Raw genomic sequence first — 19,010 nt, forward strand, 5'->3', positions numbered from 1 at the left:
GTCCCCGCATGCCGTACCGCACCCTGGCGCGCCTCTGCCTGGGCCTGCTCGCCCTGCTTCCCGTCCTCGTGGGGGCGGCCTCGGGCACGGCGGGCGCCGCCGCCGAGAGCAGGGTCGCGGTCGTCGGCGTGCCAGGGCTGCAGTGGAGCGACCTCGACCAGGCGCGCACGCCGCACCTGTGGAAGCTCGTCGGCCAGGGCGCCTCCGCCTCGCTCTCGACGCGCGTGGTGCCGCCGCCGAACAGGGGAACCTCCTGCCCGATGGCCGGGTGGCTGACGGTGTCGGCCGGTCAGCGCGCGGGCGCGCCAGGCTGCGTCATGCCGGAGGCGCCCACGGGCGGGGCCGTGCCCGGCTGGGCGGAGCTGACCGCCTTCCAGGACGGCACCGGCTACGACGCGGTGCTCGGCACGCTGGGACAGACCGTCGTGGACGCGGGCGGCAGGGTCGCGGCCATCGGGCCGGGCGCGGCCCTCGGCGCCGCCGACAGGTCAGGAAAGGTCGCCGCCTACGCCGACGCCCCAGAGGGCCTGGCCGACCCCGCCTCCTACGACCTGATCGTGATGGAGGCCGACCAGCTCGCCCGTGAGTGGACGGCGCTGCCCCCCGACAGCGACGGCGTGCCGCCCGATCTCACGGCGGCCGCCAGGCGGAGCGCCGCGGCCGAGGCCGACCGCAGGATCGGCGCCTTCCTCGACAGGCTGCCCCCGGGCACGACGGTCCTGGTGGCCGGGGTCTCCGACACCTCGGCCGCCGCGCACCTGCACGTCGCCCTCGCGTACGGCGGGCCGTACCGCCACGGGTTCCTGACCGCCACCTCCACCCGCCAGGACGCGCTCGTCACGATCACGGACCTCACCGCGACCACGATCAAGAACCTGGGGCTCGCCGTGCCCGCGGGCGTGGTCGGGCGAGGGTGGGAGAACGGCGGAGAGGCGCCCCCGACCGTCGCGGAGAGTGTCACCCGCCTCGCCGACGAGGACCTCGCCAGCCAGGTGCTCAGAGAGGTCAGAGGGCCCTTCTTCGCCGTCTTCGTGGCGGTGCAGGTGCTCTTCTACGCCGTCGCCGCGCTCGTGCTGCGCAGGCGCCGTTCGTCCCGGAGCGCCGAGGCGCCCGTCGAGGACGCCGCGAGGTCGCGGGTGCTGGTCGCGGTCCAGGTGGTGGCCGTGGTCAGCGGCGCCGTCGCGGTCTCCACCTTCCTCGCCCAGCTGGTGCCGTGGTGGAGCCTGCCCGCCGCGATGCCCGCGCTGATCGTCACGATCCTCGCCTTCGCCGGGCTCATCACCGCGCTGGCGTTCGCCGGCCCGTGGCGGGCGCACGTCCTCGGCCCGCTGACCGTGGTCGCGGGCGTCACCTCGCTGGCCCTCCTCGTGGACGTCATGACCGGCTCCAGACTCCAGGTCAACGCCGTCACCGGCTACGAACCCGTCACGGGAGGGCGCTTCTACGGCTTCAGCAACATCGCCTTCGCCGTCTACTCCACCGGCACCGTCCTCGCTCTGGCGGGCCTGGCCCAGTGGCTGCTCGGCCACCTGCGCAGGAGCGTGGTCGTGCTGGTGTGCGCGGTCTACGGGGCGTTCGCGGTCTTCGCCGACGGCTGGCCTGCGTGGGGCGCCGACTTCGGCGGCGTCCCCGCGTTCGTGATCGGCCTGGCGGTCTTCCTCATCCTGCTGTCGGGCCGTAGGGTCTCGCTGCTCAAGCTGCTGCTGGTCGGGGCGGCAGGCGCGGCGCTCATCGGGGTCATCGCCTTCGCCGACTGGCTGCGCGCCGCCGACCAGCGCACCCACCTGGGCACCTTCGTCCAGCAGATCATCGACGGACAGGCCTGGACGGTGGTGTGGAGGAAGTTCAGCTCGATGGTCGGCATCACCGTCGGGAACTGGCAGCTCACCCTGCTGTCCCTGGTGGCGCTGGCCTTCCTGTTCTTCGTCCTGGACCGGCCCTCGCGGTGGGGAGCCTCGGCGCTCGGCCGCGCCTACGGCTTCGCCCCGACCCTGCGCGCGGGCCTGTTCGGCGCTCTGACCTGTGCTTTCGTCGGCTTCCTCGTCAACGACTCGGGCATCGCGATCCCGGCCATGGCGCTGACGGTGGCCGTGCCGCTCACTCTGGCCGCGTGCGTGCGCGCGCTGCAGCTCGCCACGCCCACCACGCAAGACCCGCCGTCAGCGCCAGCAGCGACCACGGCACCACCTGCTGCCTGACGACGGTCCTGAGCCACTCGAGGTCGGCGGGCTGGCCGTCCACTCTGGCAGGCAGGTAGGCCAGCGACAGCAGGGTCAGGTGCGCGGTGAGGAAGAGGTCGACCCTCGAGGCCGCCACCATGGCGACCAACGCGAAGGCCAGCCCGTCGTACCAGGGCAGGATGTACGGCGTCGCGAACACGTACGCGACGACGAGCACCGCCGCCACCCTCGCCGCGTCGGCGGGCGGCGGCTGGAGCCTGAACAGCGCCCACGCCAGCAGGGCCATCACAACCACCGCGCCCACCTGGATCTCGCCCCTGTAGGCGCTGCCCTCTCCGACGACCGCCTGCAGCCATCCCTGGACGAGCTTCCAGAAGGAGGCGTGCGAGATCGCCTTGCCCGCCCTGCTCACCTGATCGAAGGCGTGTGTCCCCGCCCAGAGGTAGCCGAGCGTGGCCACCCCGAGCGCCACGCCCGCGACCAGCGCGAGCCGTCGTGGCCGCCGCCTGAGCTCCCACGCGGGCCCGAGCGCCACCAGGCCCACGTTGAGCTTCACCGCGACGCCGAGGCCGAGCAGCGCTCCCGACGCCGCCAGCCGTCCTCTGGACACCGCTCCCTCCGGGAGAGCCGGGCCGCGGGCGCTCACCACCAGCGCGGCCACCATGAAGGCAATGGCCAGCGTGTCGACGTGCAGCCCCGCGACGAGCTGGTAGAGCAGCAGCGGGTTGGCCGTCCACAGCAGGGCGGCCCTCAGCCGCAGGGCGGGATCGTCGCGGGTCAGGCGGTCGAGCAGCAGCCCCGCGGCGATGAACGCGGCCGCGTTGACCAGCGCCATCACGAAGATGGTCAGCCTGACGGAGTCGCCGCCGACCCAGCTGGCCAGCGCCTGCACCGCCGTGGCCACGGGCCCGTAGACGCTGGGCTCCTCCCGCCACGGCGCCTCCACGGCCGCCGCGACGCGATCGCCTGGAAGGTCGGCCGCGCCGCTGACATAGGGGTCGATCCCGAGCGTGACCATGCGCCCGTAGGCGGCGTAGTTGAGGTGGTCGGCCGATCCGGAGGGCGGCAGGAAGGCCAGCGCGGCGGCGGCCAGGCAGCCTCCCAGCACCAGCGCCCGCGCCACGCCTTCGCCGAGGGCACGGGTGCGCCGCAGGCCGCAGAGAAGGCCCAGGCCGCCCAGGACGACGGCGAGCGCTGCGAGCGCGATCACGAGATGCGATGAGGGCCGCGCGTCGAGGGAGTACGGCGGCTGCCAGCCAGGCCCTTCGAGCCCCGGCACCATCGCCGAGGGCCCCAGCAGTCCGATGGTGATCGTCAGCAGCACGGATCCGGCGATGAGCACCGGCGCGGCGCGCGCGGCGAGCCCCGGCCCAGCCTCGGTCCTTGCCTGCGATGTCACCTGCAGATTCCAGCACATCACGGGGACAGGCCGCACCCGAGAGGACGACGGCCAGGCCGGATGGACTACGACCTGAGCTTGGCGAGGTTGTCGCGGATCACCGGCTCGCGGGTGGCCAGGGCCCGTGCCACGTCACGAAGCTGCCGTGCTCTGTGCAGCTGCGCATGCCAGTCGGTGCCCGTCGCACGGTGGGCCATCTCCACCTCGACCTCGACCACCGTGAACCCCTTGCGCACCAGGTCGATGGTCAACCCGGTCTCCACGCCGAAGCCGTGCGCGAGGGGTCTGGCGGCCTCGAAGGCCTCCCTCGTCAGGCAGCGCTGGCCGTTCAGGGGCTGGGTGGCGGAGAAGCCTGAGGCCCGCCTGATCCCGTCGCGCGAGAGACGGACCACGACGCCGTGGCCGCCCAGCTTCACCCTGGTGGCGAAGACCGCGATGGTCATGTCCGCCTCGCCTGCGCGTACCGGCTCCACGAGGCCGGCGGCCGCGCGGGCGGTCTCTCCCAGGTCGGCGTCGAGGAAGAGCAGGTGCCTGGGCACGGCGGCGTCGAGCAGCCGCACCGCCTCCGCGCCGCTCTCCATGGCGCTCGCCTTGCCGCGGTTGCGGCTGTGGCGGACCACTCTGGCGCCCGCGGCGCGCGCGACCCTGCCCGTCTGGTCGGTCGAGCCGTCGTCGACGACCACGACGAGATCGACGCCTGGCAGCTGGAGCGCCGCCGTCACGGTGGCGCCGATGCGTTCTGCCTCGTCCTTGGCGGGGACGATGACCGCGGTGTCCGTCACGAGCCCTCTGAGATCAGCAGCTCCTCAGGCACTTCCTCGTGCACGGTGAAGACCGAGTCGAGGCCTGTTACCTGCAGGATCTTCCTGACGGCTGGCCGCGGCGCGGCCACCTCGAGCTGCCCTCCACGCTCCCTGACGCGCTTGAGCGCCGAGAGCAGCACGTTCATCCCGGTGGAATCGCAGAAATCCACCTGGGACATGTCTATGACCACACGGCTGGGCCCGTCCTGCAGCAGTCGGGTGAACTCCGACTGCAGGCGGGGCGCCGTATAGAGGTCGATTTCACCGGCGATCGCCACGAGGGCCTGGCCGGCATGTGATCGAGTCGAGACCTTGAGCTCCACATGGGCAGGCTAGCGGCGTCGGGGCTCTGGGTCACGTTCTCACGCCGATAGGGGGCGGTCTGGTTTTTGTCTCCCGTTTCGGCCTCATGAAAACGCAGAGTACGCGAAGCTTGACAGTGTGAAACCGGCAAGGCCCGGAGAGGGGTGAGGTGGTAACGGCTTCCATGCCTGTCGCGTCAGTCGCTCTGACCGGCAGGGATACCCGGCTTGGAGGTCCTCCGCACCCCGCCCGGTGCCTGAATCTCAGGGAGAGGACACTATGCAACCCACTCGCTCACGACTCGTCTCCGGCCTGCGAGCCCCGGGCCGCCGCGGGAGCAGTCGATGAACGATGACCTGTACGAGGACCCCATCCGCCAGCGACTACGTGAGCACCTGGAGGCCATGCTGATCCGCGCGGACAAGGCCGCCTCGTGGCGCGAGGAGACCGGCCGCCTTCGCGGACTGGTCAACCATGACGGATTCGTCCCCATCCGCACGCGGCTCTCGACCGAGGACCTCGACTTCCTCGCCGACGCGCGCGACGACCTGCTCACGTTCACCGAGCTCGGGTTGCGACTGCTGGACCTGCACCAGCCGCGCGACGCGGGCGGCATCACCAGCGATCACGCCCATCCGATCCTGCGATGCCGCAGTTGCATGTGGCGCTGGCCGTGCCCGACCTTCCGCGCCTTCTCCGACTCCTTCGGCCCGGCTCCAGCGCTCCCCGAGTCGGCCTGAGCGGGCTCACCGTAAGGCGTCATCGGTAGGAGCGCCACGCGGCGGCGAGACGTCGCGCGGCTTCGGTGAGCTGATCTGGATGGAGGAGGAAGTGCATGCGGATGCGATCGTCGGCACCACCGCGCGCCGCCGAGATCGGTCCTGGGTATATCGCGACGCCGTGGCGCAGCGCGACCTGAGCGAAGGTGACGGCGTTCCCTTTCGGCAACCGCGCCCACAGGGTGTGGCCGCCCGCGACCGGCGGCACCTCCCAGTCGGGGATCAGCCGCGCCACCTGCGCACGCAGGTGGTCGTGTCCGCGTTCCAGGTCGGCGACGCGGCGTTCCACCAACGCGTCGAGCCGCGGCAGCAGGTACGAGGCGGCGATCTGCGCCGGTACGTTGCTGCCGTGGTCGTGAAGGTTCCGGAGTCTGACGAGCTGGGCGATCAGTGGTGCCGGTGCGCGTAGCCAGCCCGTGCGAAGCCCCGCCCACACGGTCTTGCTCAGCGAGCCGATCGTGATCACCGAGTCCGCGTACGAGCACAGGGGCGGTGGCCGGTCCTGACCCGCGAACAGGAGGTCGGCGAAGGCCTCGTCCTCGATCAACGTGATGCCCGCGGCCACCGCGGTGTCGACGAGTCGCCTGCGGGCCGGGGTCGGCATGACGGTACCGGTCGGGTTGTGGACGGTCGGAATCGCGTACGCGGCGATCGGGCGGACGTCGCGCGCCGCGGCGTCGAGGCCGGGCAGTCCGACCGGCAGCGTATGCAGCCGGGCGGCCGCCTCGCGGAAGGCCTCCAACGCCCCCGGGTGTGTGGACGCTTCGACGACGACCCGGTCGCCGGGTTTGAGCAGTGCGCGCGCGAGCAGTGACAACGCCTGCTGGGCGCCGTTGGTCACGATGATCTGCCCGGGATCGGTGGGCACACCGCGCCGGCCGTATCGGTCGGCGATGGCGCGCCGCAACGTGGCGTGCCCCGCGGGGTGGTACCCGACATCGTCGGTGATCTGGGGAAGGTGGCGCACGACCTGCTCGTACGCGTCGATCACTTCGGTCGGCGGGGTGGGCGGAGCGGAGAGGACGAGCTGGATGACCTCGTCGGCGGAGTAGCCCAGGCTCAGCAGCGTCGCGCCGGACGTGTCCTGTCGTGAGGTGGGTCCGGCCACGCGAGTGCCGCTGCCCTGGCGCCTGACGATCTTGCCCTCGGCCTGCAGCTGCTCGTAGGCGTTGACGACGGTGGTGCGCCCGACGGCCAGCGTCGCCGCGAGAGCGCGGTCGGGCGGCAGCAGCGTGCCTCCCGGCAGCTCGCCGTCGTCGATGAGCCGACGCAGGGCGGAGGCGAGCAGCAGGTACAGCGGGCCACGTCCCGCAGCCCACTGGCCCAGACGTTCGGTCAGATCGATTGGCTCCATAGGCAAACCAATTCTGGCGGATTGGCTCTCGCCGCGCGCGGCGGCGACTTCGATGATCGGAGCGTGAACGCCATCCTGCGCGGGGCGATGCGGTGGCATCGCCCGCTCATGCTCGTCGCCGCGGTGACCGCGCCCTTCGTCGTGCTCTCCCTCGCCGGACTCGTGTTCGACGACCGCGTCCTGGTCGGCGCGCCCATCTGGCTGAAGCCTCTCAAGTTCGCCGTGTCCATCGTGATCTACGCGGTGACCCTGGCCTGGCTGACGACCTACCTGCCGCGCACCCGGCTCGCCCGCTGGACCGCCACCGCCATCGCGATCCTCCTCGCGATCGAGTACGTCATCATCGTCGGTCAGGTGCTGCGCGGACGCCAGAGCCACTTCAACGTCGCCACCCCGCTCGACGCCGTCCTGTGGGGCGCCATGGCCGTGTCGATCACGCTGCTGTGGATCGGGAACCTGGTCCTGGCCTTCTTCGTGATGCGCCGCCGGATCGGCGACGCCGCGGTCACCTGGGCGCTTCGCGCGGGGACGGTCATCTCGCTGGCAGGCATGGCCATCGCGTTCCTCATGGCCAAGCCGACGTCGGAGCAGCGGACGTCCATGAGCGACGGCACCTTCGCGGGGATCGCCGGCAGGCACAGCGTGGGCGTCGCCGACGGCGGGCCGATCATGCCCGTCACCGGATGGAGCACCACAGGCGGCGACCTGCGCATCCCGCACTTCGTCGGCATCCACGCCCTGCAGGCGCTGCCGCTGCTCGCGCTGGCGCTGGCGCTGCTGGCGGCGTGGATCCCGGTGCTGCGCGCCGAGTCCGCGCGCGCCCGCCTGGTGCTGGTCGCCTCGGCCGGGTACGCCGGCCTCACGGGGCTCACGTTGTGGCAGGCCCTGCGCGGCCAGCCGCTGCTCCACCCGGACGGGCCCACCCTGCTGGCAGGCGGCGCACTGGCTGCCCTCGTCGCCGCGGGCGCGGTCTTCGCGCTCAGGACACTCCCCTCAGGCAGCGAGTGAACAGCGCTCAGCCGCCGCCTTCGGTGGCGGCTTTGCGGCTTCGAGTGGCGGTCACGTTAGGTGATGGCTTTGTGTCGAAGCCTTTTGTGATCAGCCGTGTGGCCAGCACCAAGCTCTGGAGGGCCAGTGGTGCGTTGAGGGCCAGGTAGGGAAGCGCGACGACATCAGCCAGACGAAACAGCACCAGGAAGCTCGCCAGCATGGCTGATCCGGCCCCGATGAATCCCCACGCGGACAACCAGCGAGGCACGAATCTCGACCGATACAGAATGCGGAAGAACAGCAGATCGCCGAGGCTCAGCGAGATGATCGATGCGACATGATTGACCAGGTCGCGTGCCGTCCGCAGCAGCTCACCCAAGGTCTCCAGATGAGACGCGCCCAAGGCGTCGGCCTGGGTGAATTCCTGACCCAGCACCAGAAACAAGGGCAGGGAAATCACGCCTATGAGATGGAACGTCGCCGCGATCAGCCTGAACCCAAGAAAACCCAGGCTGAGCGCTTCGTTCTCCATCCGCAGTAGCGGATACAGGTACAGCGCGAACCCGACATAGGCGGGGATCATGATGAACTGCGAAACTGCGCCGACGATGACCTGGCTCTCATGCGAAGAGATGAGCTCGAGATAGCGGGGCTCCTCGATAACGGGAACAACACTCAGCACGCCGGCGATCATGCCCACGATGACCAGTGCGCCCGCGATCGCGGTTGCTCGCCTGTTGGTGTTCATCACGCCTTTCCCGCAGATGCCGACATCTCTCTTACACTTGTAAGGACGGTACCCTTACATACGTAAGGCTGCAACGGTTCTGCGACAAGAACGAGGTTTGTGCCCGGAGCGTCGATGCCCCGCCCACCGCTCAGCGGGCGGCGCGTGATCGAGGCGGCGGGGGTGTCGTCGTCCAGGAAGGTGGCGTCACAGCGGTCAGCGTGCGCGGCACAGAGCGGCTCCGCGTCGAAGCCACGTCGCTGTATCGCCCCGTCGCAAGGACGCGACCCTTCACGGGATCCCGACGCCGCCTTCAGCGCGATGGAGCCCCCAGCGTCAGGCCTCGAGCGGCGGTTAGGGGAGTAGCGACGGGAGCTGGTGGAGAAGTGGCAGCGGAGCCGCGCATGCGTGCCTGGTGGACAAGGCGCGGCTGGGTCGGAGACGAGGCCGGTTGATCACCACTCGTCCCAGCTCGACCATGCGTGCCAGGGGCCGAAGATCGGATCGAGTCGCTCCACGTCGTCCTCGGGCATCTGGCCGGCCGGGCTCCATACGAAGCCTGCCGATGTGCGTACCAGCCAGTCATCGACGCTGAATCGGGCTCCGCCACCAGGCGTTGCCTCTGACCAGCAGACAGGGTAGAGGCCGACCAGTCGGCATTCGTGGGAGTGGGTGCCGCTTCGAGCCACGGTCTGGGCGTAGTCGGTCAGGGCGGAGTGCGACAGCGTGAACCGTACGAGGAACGGGACGTCGGCGGTGATCGCCGCGACGGTGGAGCCGGCGATGATCCACGGCATCAACCAGCGGAGCAAGTGCGCGGATACCGCGTTGACGTCAGCTATCAGCGCTGGGATGGCCCGCATGATCCACAGCAGGTAGAGCAAGCCACCCGCGATGAACGCCCAGAGGAACAGTTCGACGTACAAGTACGGCCCACTGGCCCACCACAGGCACACGAGCGCCGCGAGAGAGAACGCCGTGATTAACGGCCACCCGGGCGGCTTGGTGATCACGACGTCACCTTAGCGATCAGTCGGGCCACACCGACAGGCGGTTAGACGGGCTTACAGTTCCTGTGATCTCGCCTGCATTCCCCCAGACGAGTCGCAGGCGGCAGGGGGGGCTAGCTGTTCCCACGGTTCGGACAGGAACTCTGAGCGCGGCTCGCGAATGAGCACGGCGGTCACGTGGCCACCGTGGGGTCCGTGATCGTCAGCTCCGGAGGGGGTGTCAGCCGCCGCCCTTGCTGAAGTGCTGGTAGTCCTTGGTGCCTGACCAGGAGCCGCCCCATTCCCAGCCGACGGCGGCGAAGGCCTTCACCACGCGGTCCCCCGGATTGATGACGCCCGGCCTGTCGAGAGGGCGTTCGGTGAACCTGCGGGCGTTGGTGTGGGCGGTGTCGCCCGAGGCGGTGACGTACGGGTTCTCGCGCGGGTTGAGGTCGACGGCCTCGCCGTAGGCGTGCTTGGACCAGCTGCCCGAGCCCGTCGCCTGGCGGCAGTTGAAGGCCGAGGTGTTGTCGGCGTCGATCGAGTCGAAGTCGCTGCCCTTGAAGACGTCCACGAGCTTCATGCTCTTGATCGGATAACGCCAGCGGTACAGCCGCTGGAAGACGCTGACGATGTCGTCGGTGACGTTCTCGCGGACCACGAGCTCGCCGGTGTGCGCCTTGTCGTCGAAGCCCCAGTAGGTCATCGTGATCAGGCGCAGATCTCTGTAGTGGACGGGGCAGCCAGGCCGCCACGAATAGGGCAGCTGGTCGCGCTTGAGCGTGCTCACCTTCGACTCGAAGGCGGGCGGGCCCGTGGGGGTCGGCGTCGGCGGCGTCGGGGCGGGCGTCGGCGTCTGGCTGGACGTCGGGGTGGCCGTGCCGCTCGGCTCGAGGTCGGACGACGCGGTCGGAGCAGGACTGGTGCCGCAGGCGACGACCAGCGACAACACGGCTACGATGGCGCGTTTCACCTGGTCAAGCCTACTCCGTTCCCATGGGACGGCGCTCGTGAGGCGACGCCCATGGGACGGCGCTCGTGAAGCGACGCCCATGGGACGGCGCTCGTGAAGCGACGCCCATGGGACGACGCTCGTCAGACGAAGCACAAAGGCGACGCTCAAAGGCGACGCTCAAAGGCGACGCTCAAAGGCGGCGCTCATGGGACCACCAGAACCGTACGGCGTGCGCGCCGTACGAGCGCTCGTGCCACGGAGGCGTGCCAAGGGGAGCGGGAGCGGCCGACGACGATGGCGTCGGCCATGTGGGCGGCGGCGAGCGACTCCAGCTCCCTGGCCGCGTCTCCTCGCACGCTGACGAAGCGCCACGGCACGCCGTGGTGGCGCATCTCCTCGCGCAGGTCGTCGGCCAGGTCCTCGGCGGGGTCGGGGATGATCGGCGAGCCGGCGAAGAACCAGAACGAGGCGCTGTTGAGGCACTCGACGAAGGCGACCAGCAGGCCGGCCCTGTCACGACGGGCCAGGCCCACCGCGTACGCCAGGGCGTTGCGGCTGGGCTCCGTCCCGTCGTAGCCGACGACCAGGATGCCCGCGCCGTCCTTGCCTGTCTCGAACCGGCCCTCGGGGAGCCGGTTGGCCAACGGTTCCACGGCATGCTCTCAGTGGGAGGAGTCCACCGCGTGGCGGCCCCGGTGGGCCAGCTCGCGCAGCGCGTCGGCCGCGTAGACGACCAGCGTGACGAAGGCGCCTCCGGCGAGCAGGCCGCCGATCCACAGGTCGTTGATCGTGGCGTCGGTCCACTCCTCGCCGCGCGGCTGGTAGCCGACCACGAAGGGGGCGGCGACCAGCCAGAGGCCGCCGACGAACAGCAGGATGAGGGCGGATACGCCCAGCTTGGTCTTCATCGCCTGTGTCCGTTCGTCGTGGTGAGGTCCTCGCGCAACGCCTCGACCAGTGGGGCGAGCATGGTGGCCAGCTCGGCGGAGGAGGCGCCCGTGGGTGCGGGGGCGGGCTCGGGCGCGCGCTGCCGTACGGTGACCAGGCCCCTGGTGACGAGGTTCTCGTAGATGGCGGCGGCGAAGGCCGCCGCGCCTGCCAGACCGATCACGGCCACGCCGAGACCGGTGGAGAACTCCGTGATCGTGGGGTTGGACCAGTCCGCGGACTCGGGCTGGGTGCCCAGGGCGAAGGGCGCGATCATCAGCCACAGCCCGGCGAGCGACGCCAGGACCGCGGCGACGGCGCCCACGAACGTGCGAATCATGGGGTGACTCCTTCGGTGACTCTGTTGACGGCCGGCGTGGCCTGCGCCAGCAGGGCGCGCGAGGTGGGGCGCAGCACGCTGGTGGCCACGGCCCTCGCCCTGTCGCGTTCGGGCAGGTCGTCGGGGGGCGCCATCCGCGCCACGGCCGACACCAGCGCCGAGGGCTCGCCGTTCGCCCGTTCGACGCGCTGGGCGATGAGCTCGAGCAGCAGTCCCGCGAGGACCAGGTCGTCCTTGCTCGGCTGCTTGGGCGGCTCGACGTTCCCGCGCAGGGGCAGCTCCTTCAGGAACAGCACGGCGACGAAACCGAGCAGCGCGATCGGCACGCCGACCATGAAGACGGTCTCCAGCCCCCGCGTGAAGGACTCCAGCACGATGCCCCTGATCGGCTCGGGCAGCTGTTGGATGGCCGTGGGGCTGCCCAGCGTGACCGAGCCTCCGCCGCCCGCGGGGCTGATGTGCGCGGCCCTCATGAGCTCGGCCATCTCGTCCTTGAGCCGGTTGGACAGGATCGCGCCGAACGCCGCCACGCCCACCGCGCCGCCCAGTGACCTGAAGAACGACACGCCTGAGGTGGTGGAGGCCATGTCGCGCAGTTCGGAGCCGTTCTGCGCGGCCAGGATGAGCATCTGCATCGACAGGCCGAGGCCGACGCCGAGCACCGCCACGTCCAGGCCGATCAGCCACTTCTCCGAGTCGACGTGCAGGCGCGACAGCAGGAACAGGCCGACGGCCACCAGCAGCAGGCCGAGCATGGGGAAGATCTTCCACTTGCCGGTGTTGGTGACGATCTTTCCCGAGATCACGCCGGACAGGAACAGCGCGAACACCATCGGCAGCGTCATCAGACCCGACGCGGTGGGGCTCATGCCCTTCACGATCTGCAGGTACTGCGGCAGGTAGATCATCGCGCCGAACATCGCCACGCCCACGAACAGCGAGGCCAGGCTGGTCAGCACGAACGTCCTGTTGCGGAAGAGCCTCGGCGGCAGGATCGGGTCGCGCGCGCTCCGCTCGGCGAAGACGGACAGCAGCAGCGACACCACCGCGACGGCGCCGAGGAAGTAGCTCCAGAAGGAGTTCCATGCGAACTCGTGGCCGCCCAGGGTCAGCAGCAGCATCAGCGCGCTGGCGCCGGCCGTGATGGTCGTCGCGCCCCAGATGTCGATCGAGGTGTTGCGCTTGACCTTCGGCAGCTTGAGCACCCGCTGGATCACCGCGAACGCCACCACGGCGAACGGGATGCACACGTAGAAGCACCAGCGCCAGCCGAGCCGGTCGGCGTCGACGATGAACCCGCCGAGCAGCGGCCCCGCCACGGTGGAGATGCCGAAGACCGCGCCCATGTAGCCCGAGTAGCGCCCCCGCTCGCGCGGGGGCACGATGTCGCCGAGGATCACCTGCGACAGCGCCGACAGTCCGCCCACCCCCAGCCCCTGTACGGCACGCGCGGCGATGAGCTGGCCCATGTCCTGGGAGAGCCCGGCCGCGAGCGAGGCGGCGACGAAGAGGCCGAGCGAGACCTGGAAGAGCAGCTTCCTGCCGTACAGGTCGGAGAGCTTGCCCCACAGCGGTGTCGACACGGTCATCGTGAGCATCGTGGCCGAGGCGACCCAGGAGTACTGCTCCTGGCCGCCGAGCTCGCCCACGATCGTCGGCAGCGCCGTACCCACCACGGAGGTCGAGATCATCGAGGTGAGCATCGCCAGCATCAGCCCCGACATGATCTCGAGGATCTCTCTGTGGGAGTACTGCCTGCTTTGTACCATGCCGTGAAGTATACGCGCGTTTACTAGCCGCTCGGCAAGTGAAACTAGGCTTCAGCCATGGAGGTGCGGCTGCGCGATCGCGAGGCGACCAGGGAGCGCCTGCTCGCGGCGGCGCGGGCGCTGTTCGCCGAGCACGGCTACGAACGGGTGACCGTCCGCATGATCGCCGCGGCGGCCGAGGCGAACATCGCGCTGGTCGGGCGCTATTTCGGCTCCAAGGCTGGGCTGTTCGGCGAGGTGCTGGCGGGCGAGCCGACGGTCCGTCAGGTGCTCGAGGGCGACCTCGAAGGCCTTGCCCGCAGGCTCGGGGAGTACACGGCGCAGCGGATGCGCGCCGAGCCCGACAGCCCGATCCTGCGCACGCTGGAACGATCGGCGGGCGACCCCGAGATCCAGGCCCTGCTGAGCGAGCGCCTCAGGACGGCCGTGGTCAACCCGCTGGCGGCGCGGCTGGAAGGCGACGACGCGATGGCGCGCGCCCGCATGGCCACAGCGGTCTTCCTCGGCGTCGGCTCCGTCCGCAGACTGCTCGGGCCCTCCGACCCCACCCCCGAGGACGTGGACCGGCTGACCGGGCTCTTCGAGGCGTGCCTTCGCAGGCGCGGGTGACGGTTCACACGCCGGCTACCAGATCCACATGCTGTCCGCCCCGTCATCGCGGGGCGCGTGGAAGTGCGCGGCCTCGGGGCCGTGACGACTGCCCTCGTCCAGCGGGACGGTGAGGATGGCCTCGGGAAAGCGGAGGACGAGGTGCTCGTCGAGGTGAAGGCTGACGGCCTGGACCGTTCGCCCGATGAGGGCGCAGAAGGCGTCTCTTGATCCGGGACCTGGAAACACCCAGGTCCGGAGGCCTATCTGCACACGCGGGTCGGTCAGGGCTCGGAGCCTCGGCCCGTTGAAGTGGAACTCGACGTAGTCCATCACGAAGGCGACCGTGTTCAACTCCTCGCCTACGAGGCTGATCGGTCCTTCGGGGGCGGGGGTCATGCGTTCATTGTCGGGCGAACGACGTCAGCCCTCGCCGATGAAGCGTTCGCCGGCGGCCTCGATGCGGTGGATCTCGTCACGGAAGAAGCGGGTCAGCTCGGCGCAGGCGGCGGGGTCGACCGGTCCGCCTTCGCGTTTGGGCAGATCGGGGTAGGGGCTGCCGATGACGAAGATGTTCTCGTCGTTGTAGTTGTTGGCCGGAGCGGTGTAGTTGAAGGAGCCGGCGATGACGACGGCGTCGTCGATGGTCATGAGCTTGTGGTGCAGCTTGCCGAAGGCGGGGCTGCGTTTGGGGAAGTACAGCTCGATGTGGGCGCGGTCCAGGTCGTGGGTGGCGGCCCAGGTCTGTGCGCCCTGGCCGGGGTCCATGGCGCCGGTGACGGTACGCCTGGCCGCCGCCAGGGCGATCATGGCGTCGTCGATGCCGGAGGAGCCGGAGAAGGTGAAGATCGCGAAATCCACCCGCTGGGTGGCCTTGAGCATCTGCTTCATGATCTCCAGCTCGGGCGCGTGGTCGGGCGCGAACAGCACCTTGACCGGGATGCCGTTGAGGTTGTAGGCCGCGGGGACCTTGCCGTGGGCGCCGCGGCCGAAGTGTCCGGCGCGCATCTGGTTGAACTCGGTGGTGTACTCGCGGCAGATGCGGGCGTCGTGGAAGACGACGACATGGTTGAGGTTGCGGTGGCAGTCGGTCTGGGTGAAGTTCGCCGACCCCGTCAGGATCGCCGACCTCGGCAGAGTGCGCTCGCGGTAGTCGCGGATGATGAACTTCTGGTGGAAGATCGCCGGGTTGTAGTCGGCCTTCACATCGACGTTGCAGCGCAGCAGCGCGCCCACGATCCTGCGATTCGGCTCCAGGCTCCGCGCGCCGGGCTCCTCGCCCCACTGGACGCGCCGGCGGGCGGCGGCCTCGTCCTCACCCGCCCTTACGGTGACCGCCGGCAGCTTGGCCGACTGCAGGTAGTCCTGCTCCAGCACCATGCGGACGCTCACGCCCCGGAAGCGCGCGTCCAGGATGGCCTGGGCGATGGGTTCGGAGTCGAGCTCCTGCACCGCGATGTCCAGCGAGTGCTTCGCCCCGCCGATGAAATCGATGATCACCTGCTCGAGGTCGTCAGCCGCACCGAGCTCGGTCGGTCCGACGAAGGCCTCGATCTTGCCGCCACCGAATGCTGCCATGGCGTCAGCGTGTCATCACGCGCCGTCGCCTTCAAGGATCACGGCAGGGCTACAGCAGAGAGAGCGCCTTGGCCACGCCGGGATCGCGCCCGGTGGCCAGGTCGAGGGCGCTCATGGGGGCGTAGTGGTCGACCGGGACGCCGATCGTGTCGATGATCTCGCGGGCGGGCCCGAGGTGCCGGACCTTGGGCAGCAGCAGAACGCTGCCGTCGTCGAGAAGGTACCCGTCCGACGGACCTGAGACGGCTCCGGCGGTGCGGGTCCCGACGAGAGTGCCCAGGCCGTGGCCCTTGACGGCCGCGCTGAAGTCCTCGCAGGCAGAGGCGCACCCGCGGTCGGTGAGGACGACCAGGCGCAGGCCGAGCAGCGGGACGCTGTCGTCGGTCCTGTTGGGCGCGCAGTCGCCCTCGAGCGGGCAGAAGTAGCTGGTGACCTTGCCGTGCGCGAACGCGCCGAGCAGCCGCGTCACCTCGCGAGGCGATCCGCCGCCGTTGCCGCGCAGGTCGAGGACCACCGCCTTCGGCTTACCCTGCAGCTTGGCGATGACCTGGTCGGCGGCGCCTTCGAAGAATCCGGGCAGCTGGACGTAGGTGACGCCGTCGCCGAGCCTCTTCGAGGTCGCCACCTGAGGCGGCCGCGTGACGGGGCCCTCCTTGAGCTCGACGGTGCGGGTCCGTCCCGTCGTGGGGCGCTTGAGCGTGAGCCGTACCGTGCCGGAGGCGAAGGCGTCGAGGATGCCCTGATTCACTGTGTCCCCGATGAACGCCGGCACGCCGTTGACCTTGACGATGATGTCACCGGCTCTGATGTCGGCCTTGGCGGCGGGGCTGTCGGACAGGACGCGGGTGATGAACATCGGCGGCCGGGCCGCGGGGTCGAGCTGCGGTCCCTGCTGGGCCGACACGCCCACGATGCCTGTTCCTGTCGGCCCGCCCTGCGGCGGCGGGGCCGGCCTGACCCAGCGGGCATGGTTGTCGTGCAGCCCCGCGACCATGCCGGTGATCGCGGCTCGTAGCGCGGCGGGGTCGCCGGTGCCGAAGACCTTCGCGAAGGCGGTCCAGTCGGTGTCGCGGTTGCCTGTCATGGCGGGCAGCTGGAGGTCGGCCCGGTCGGCGCCGCGTCGCATCAGGTCCTGGGTGTAGGCGGCGAGGGCGCTCTTCAGCAGCGCCTTGGGCTCCATGGCGGGGCCGCTGTAGTAGTTGTCCAGCACGCAGAAGTACGCCTGCCGGAGCGTGTTCACCGAGGTCGGCGGCGCCGACTGCGGCGGTGGCGCCGTCATGGCGGTGCAGTTCCCGCCCGGGAGGGTCGCCGCCTTCGTCGCGGACGTGGGGGTCGGCGCGGGCGTGGGCGCGGCCGCGGACAGGGAGCAGGCCGTCAGCAGGACGGCGGCGCAGAGAGCTCTGATCATGACCGCAGCGTGGCCGTAAGGCGATTGCGCCGTCGTGAACGGATCCGTTAACGCCGCTGTTACCGCGATTCGGGTACGAACGTCGGCATGCGGGTTCTGGTGGCGGAGGACGAACACGACCTGGCCGATCTCGTGGCACTGGGGCTGCGCCGCCACGCCATGGCCGTCGACGTGGTCTACGACGGGGCCGCCGCGGTGGAGCGGCTGGCGGTGCACGACTACGACGTGCTCGTGCTAGATCGGGACCTGCCCGAGATGCACGGCGACCTCGTGTGCCGTGAGCTGGTGGCGCGCGGGAGCCGTACGCGGATCCTCATGATGACGGCGGCGGCGTCGGTGCCTGAGCGGGTCGCCGGCCTCGGGATGGGGGCCGACGACTACCTGCCCAAACCGTTCGACTACGCCGAGCTGGTCGCCCGCGTGCAGGCGCTGGGGCGGCGCAGCCGGTCGCGGACACCTCCGGTGCTGAGGCGGGACGGCATCGTGCTCGACACGCACCGGCTGCAGGCGTCGCGGGACGGGCGGCATCTGCACCTGTCACTCAAGGAGTTTGCCGTCCTCGAGGTGCTGATGAGGGCGGACGGCGCGGTCGTGAGCGCGGAACGGCTGCTCGAAGAGGCATGGGACGAGAACGCCGACCCCTTCACCACGGTGGTACGGGTCGTGGTCAGCCGCTTACGGGCGAAGCTGGGCGACCCGCCGTGCATCCGGACGGTTCCCGGCGCGGGATACCTGCTGTGACGACGGTCCGGGTACGGCTCACGCTGATCTACTCCGGATTGTTCCTGCTGACCTCCGTCATCCTGCTGGTCACGGTCAACCTGCTGCTGAGCCAGGCGCTGGACAGGCGCATCGCGGGGCTCCCCGTGGCACCGGTGGCGCCGCTGCCAGGGGTGGCGAACGATCGGCCGCCTCGGCTGCCTGAGCTGGTCGACGAGGTGATCAGCTACCAGTGGGGGGTGACCGCGCTGACGGTCGGGATCCTCGCGCTGGTGTCGGTGGTCGTCGGCTGGCTGGTCGCCGGCCGGATCCTGCGGCCCGTCCATCGGATCACCGCCACCGCGCAGCGACTGTCCCTGTCGACCCTGCACGAACGCATCGCGCTCGTCGGGCCGAAGGACGAGCTGAAGGAGCTGGCCGACACCTTCGACGCGATGCTCGACCGCCTCGAACGCTCCGTCGAAGGGCAGCGGCGGTTCATCGCGAACGCGTCCCACGAGCTGCGGACCCCGCTGGCCGTCCAACGAGCGGCGATCGAGATCGGCCTGCCCGAGGACGTCGGCGAGATCCGCGACAAGCTCCTGCTCCACAACCGCCGCACGGAGAGCCTCATCGACGCCCTGCTGGTCCTGGCCCAGGCCGAACACGGCCTGGAGGACAGGGTTCCGGTCGCCCTGGACCAGGTCGTACGGCTCGTCCTGGCCGAGGCAGGCTCGGACGACGTCACCCTGACCACGCGGATCGAACCGTTCGCCGTCCAGGGGGACCCCGTCCTGCTGAACCGGCTCGTCACCAACCTTGTCGACAACGCGGTCCGCTACAACCATCCAGGCGGAACCGTCGAGATGACGCTCTCCCACGGCGTTCTGACGGTCGCGAACACCGGCCCGGAGGTGCCGAGGGAGCGGTTCGGCGACCTCTTCGAGCCCTTCAGACGCCTCCATACGACGCGTGAGCAGGGCGCCGGGCTGGGATTGTCGATCGTCGCGTCGATCGCGAAGGCACACGAGGCCGAGGTGCGGGCGAACCCCCACCCGGGAGGCGGACTGGAGGTCGTCGTCGATTTCGCGGCGCATCGACCCTCATACGCCGATATTCAGGTGTGACACGTCACGCTGATCTGTACCGTGGGAATCGCTTCAGGCGCGAAAGCGCCGGTTCCTTCATCTGCCACATGAAACGACCCGGCGCCACCCTCGAT

The 19,010-nt window shown here is 70.2% G+C and carries 20 protein-coding genes; 6 read left to right on the forward strand and 14 right to left on the reverse strand.

The window, feature by feature from the left end; all coding sequences use genetic code 11:
* The first annotated feature begins 8 nt into the window (after positions 1–8).
* A complete protein-coding gene (locus tag ABFX50_RS35060) occupies positions 9–2,198 on the forward strand; it encodes a hypothetical protein (RefSeq protein ID WP_346152563.1) in 2,190 nt (729 codons plus the stop codon).
* On the opposite strand, the gene mptB is transcribed toward ABFX50_RS35060, so the two are convergent.
* The 3 genes from mptB to ABFX50_RS35075 all read right to left on the reverse strand — a co-directional run bounded on the left by mptB (position 2,098) and on the right by ABFX50_RS35075 (position 4,705).
* Positions 2,098–3,579, reverse strand: coding sequence for a polyprenol phosphomannose-dependent alpha 1,6 mannosyltransferase MptB (gene mptB / locus ABFX50_RS35065; RefSeq protein ID WP_346152565.1), 1,482 nt, complete (start codon positions 3,577–3,579; stop codon positions 2,098–2,100). The genes ABFX50_RS35060 and mptB overlap by 101 nt on opposite strands.
* Positions 3,580–3,644: 65 nt before the next feature.
* Entirely contained in the window at positions 3,645–4,361 is a 717-nt protein-coding gene (locus ABFX50_RS35070; RefSeq protein WP_346152567.1) for a glycosyltransferase, read from the reverse strand.
* The gene (locus ABFX50_RS35075; RefSeq protein WP_183652828.1) at positions 4,358–4,705 is read right to left on the reverse strand and encodes an STAS domain-containing protein; all 348 of its coding nucleotides are present in this window, start codon (positions 4,703–4,705) and stop codon (positions 4,358–4,360) included. The genes ABFX50_RS35070 and ABFX50_RS35075 overlap by 4 nt, the downstream gene beginning before the upstream one ends.
* A gap of 324 nt (positions 4,706–5,029) precedes the next feature.
* Between ABFX50_RS35075 and ABFX50_RS35080 the strand changes: the two genes are divergently transcribed.
* Positions 5,030–5,425, forward strand: coding sequence for a hypothetical protein (locus ABFX50_RS35080; RefSeq protein WP_183652826.1), 396 nt, complete (start codon positions 5,030–5,032; stop codon positions 5,423–5,425).
* Positions 5,426–5,444: 19 nt separating this feature from the next.
* Here the strand turns inward: ABFX50_RS35080 and ABFX50_RS35085 are convergent, their stop codons facing one another.
* A complete protein-coding gene (locus ABFX50_RS35085) occupies positions 5,445–6,818 on the reverse strand; it encodes an aminotransferase-like domain-containing protein (protein WP_346152569.1) in 1,374 nt (457 codons plus the stop codon).
* Positions 6,819–6,881: 63 nt separating this feature from the next.
* Here ABFX50_RS35085 and ABFX50_RS35090 point away from each other — a divergent pair, with 63 nt between their 5' ends.
* A complete protein-coding gene (locus ABFX50_RS35090) occupies positions 6,882–7,826 on the forward strand; it encodes a hypothetical protein (RefSeq protein ID WP_346152571.1) in 945 nt (314 codons plus the stop codon).
* A 7-nt stretch (positions 7,827–7,833) separates the two neighbouring features.
* On the opposite strand, the gene ABFX50_RS35095 is transcribed toward ABFX50_RS35090, so the two are convergent.
* The 7 genes from ABFX50_RS35095 to ABFX50_RS35125 form a co-directional block, all read right to left on the reverse strand.
* Positions 7,834–8,556, reverse strand: a complete 723-nt coding sequence (locus ABFX50_RS35095; protein WP_346152573.1) for a DUF4386 domain-containing protein — start codon at positions 8,554–8,556, stop codon at positions 7,834–7,836.
* Between the two features lie 434 nt (positions 8,557–8,990).
* The gene (locus ABFX50_RS35100; protein ID WP_346152575.1) at positions 8,991–9,548 is read right to left on the reverse strand and encodes a hypothetical protein; all 558 of its coding nucleotides are present in this window, start codon (positions 9,546–9,548) and stop codon (positions 8,991–8,993) included.
* Between the two features lie 217 nt (positions 9,549–9,765).
* The gene (locus ABFX50_RS35105; protein ID WP_312895725.1) at positions 9,766–10,497 is read right to left on the reverse strand and encodes a M15 family metallopeptidase; all 732 of its coding nucleotides are present in this window, start codon (positions 10,495–10,497) and stop codon (positions 9,766–9,768) included.
* Between the two features lie 185 nt (positions 10,498–10,682).
* Positions 10,683–11,132 carry a universal stress protein gene (locus tag ABFX50_RS35110; protein ID WP_346152577.1) on the reverse strand — a complete coding sequence of 150 codons (450 nt, stop codon included), beginning with the start codon at positions 11,130–11,132 and terminating at the stop codon, positions 10,683–10,685.
* Between the two features lie 9 nt (positions 11,133–11,141).
* On the reverse strand, positions 11,142–11,387 hold the full coding sequence (locus tag ABFX50_RS35115; protein WP_346152579.1) for a hypothetical protein: 246 nt from the start codon (positions 11,385–11,387) through the stop codon (positions 11,142–11,144).
* On the reverse strand, positions 11,384–11,746 hold the full coding sequence (locus tag ABFX50_RS35120) for a hypothetical protein (protein WP_346152581.1): 363 nt from the start codon (positions 11,744–11,746) through the stop codon (positions 11,384–11,386). The genes ABFX50_RS35115 and ABFX50_RS35120 overlap by 4 nt, the downstream gene beginning before the upstream one ends.
* Positions 11,743–13,515, reverse strand: a complete 1,773-nt coding sequence (locus ABFX50_RS35125; RefSeq protein ID WP_346152583.1) for an MDR family MFS transporter — start codon at positions 13,513–13,515, stop codon at positions 11,743–11,745. Before ABFX50_RS35125 ends, ABFX50_RS35120 begins: the two co-directional genes overlap by 4 nt.
* A gap of 57 nt (positions 13,516–13,572) precedes the next feature.
* Here ABFX50_RS35125 and ABFX50_RS35130 point away from each other — a divergent pair, with 57 nt between their 5' ends.
* Entirely contained in the window at positions 13,573–14,124 is a 552-nt protein-coding gene (locus tag ABFX50_RS35130) for a TetR family transcriptional regulator (protein WP_346152585.1), read from the forward strand.
* A 15-nt stretch (positions 14,125–14,139) separates the two neighbouring features.
* Here ABFX50_RS35130 and ABFX50_RS35135 read toward each other — a convergent pair whose 3' ends face one another.
* The 3 genes from ABFX50_RS35135 to ABFX50_RS35145 are packed head-to-tail and all read right to left on the reverse strand — an operon-like array spanning position 14,140 to position 17,089.
* Positions 14,140–14,502 (reverse strand): hypothetical protein, encoded by a 363-nt coding sequence (locus ABFX50_RS35135; RefSeq protein ID WP_346152587.1) that lies wholly within the window; start codon positions 14,500–14,502, stop codon positions 14,140–14,142.
* 24 nt (positions 14,503–14,526) lie between these two features.
* The gene (locus tag ABFX50_RS35140) at positions 14,527–15,681 is read right to left on the reverse strand and encodes a phospholipase D-like domain-containing protein (protein WP_346127277.1); all 1,155 of its coding nucleotides are present in this window, start codon (positions 15,679–15,681) and stop codon (positions 14,527–14,529) included.
* Between the two features lie 49 nt (positions 15,682–15,730).
* Positions 15,731–17,089 (reverse strand): S41 family peptidase, encoded by a 1,359-nt coding sequence (locus ABFX50_RS35145; protein WP_346152589.1) that lies wholly within the window; start codon positions 17,087–17,089, stop codon positions 15,731–15,733.
* An 87-nt stretch (positions 17,090–17,176) separates the two neighbouring features.
* On the opposite strand from ABFX50_RS35145, the gene ABFX50_RS35150 reads away from it, so the two are divergent.
* On the forward strand, positions 17,177–17,830 hold the full coding sequence (locus ABFX50_RS35150; protein WP_346152591.1) for a response regulator transcription factor: 654 nt from the start codon (positions 17,177–17,179) through the stop codon (positions 17,828–17,830).
* Entirely contained in the window at positions 17,827–18,915 is a 1,089-nt protein-coding gene (locus ABFX50_RS35155) for a sensor histidine kinase (RefSeq protein WP_346152593.1), read from the forward strand. The genes ABFX50_RS35150 and ABFX50_RS35155 overlap by 4 nt, the downstream gene beginning before the upstream one ends.
* The last annotated feature ends 95 nt before the right edge of the window (positions 18,916–19,010 follow it).

The organism is Nonomuraea recticatena, from assembly GCF_039533245.1.
In the GTDB taxonomy this organism is placed as follows: Bacteria; Actinomycetota; Actinomycetes; order Streptosporangiales; family Streptosporangiaceae; genus Nonomuraea; species Nonomuraea roseola.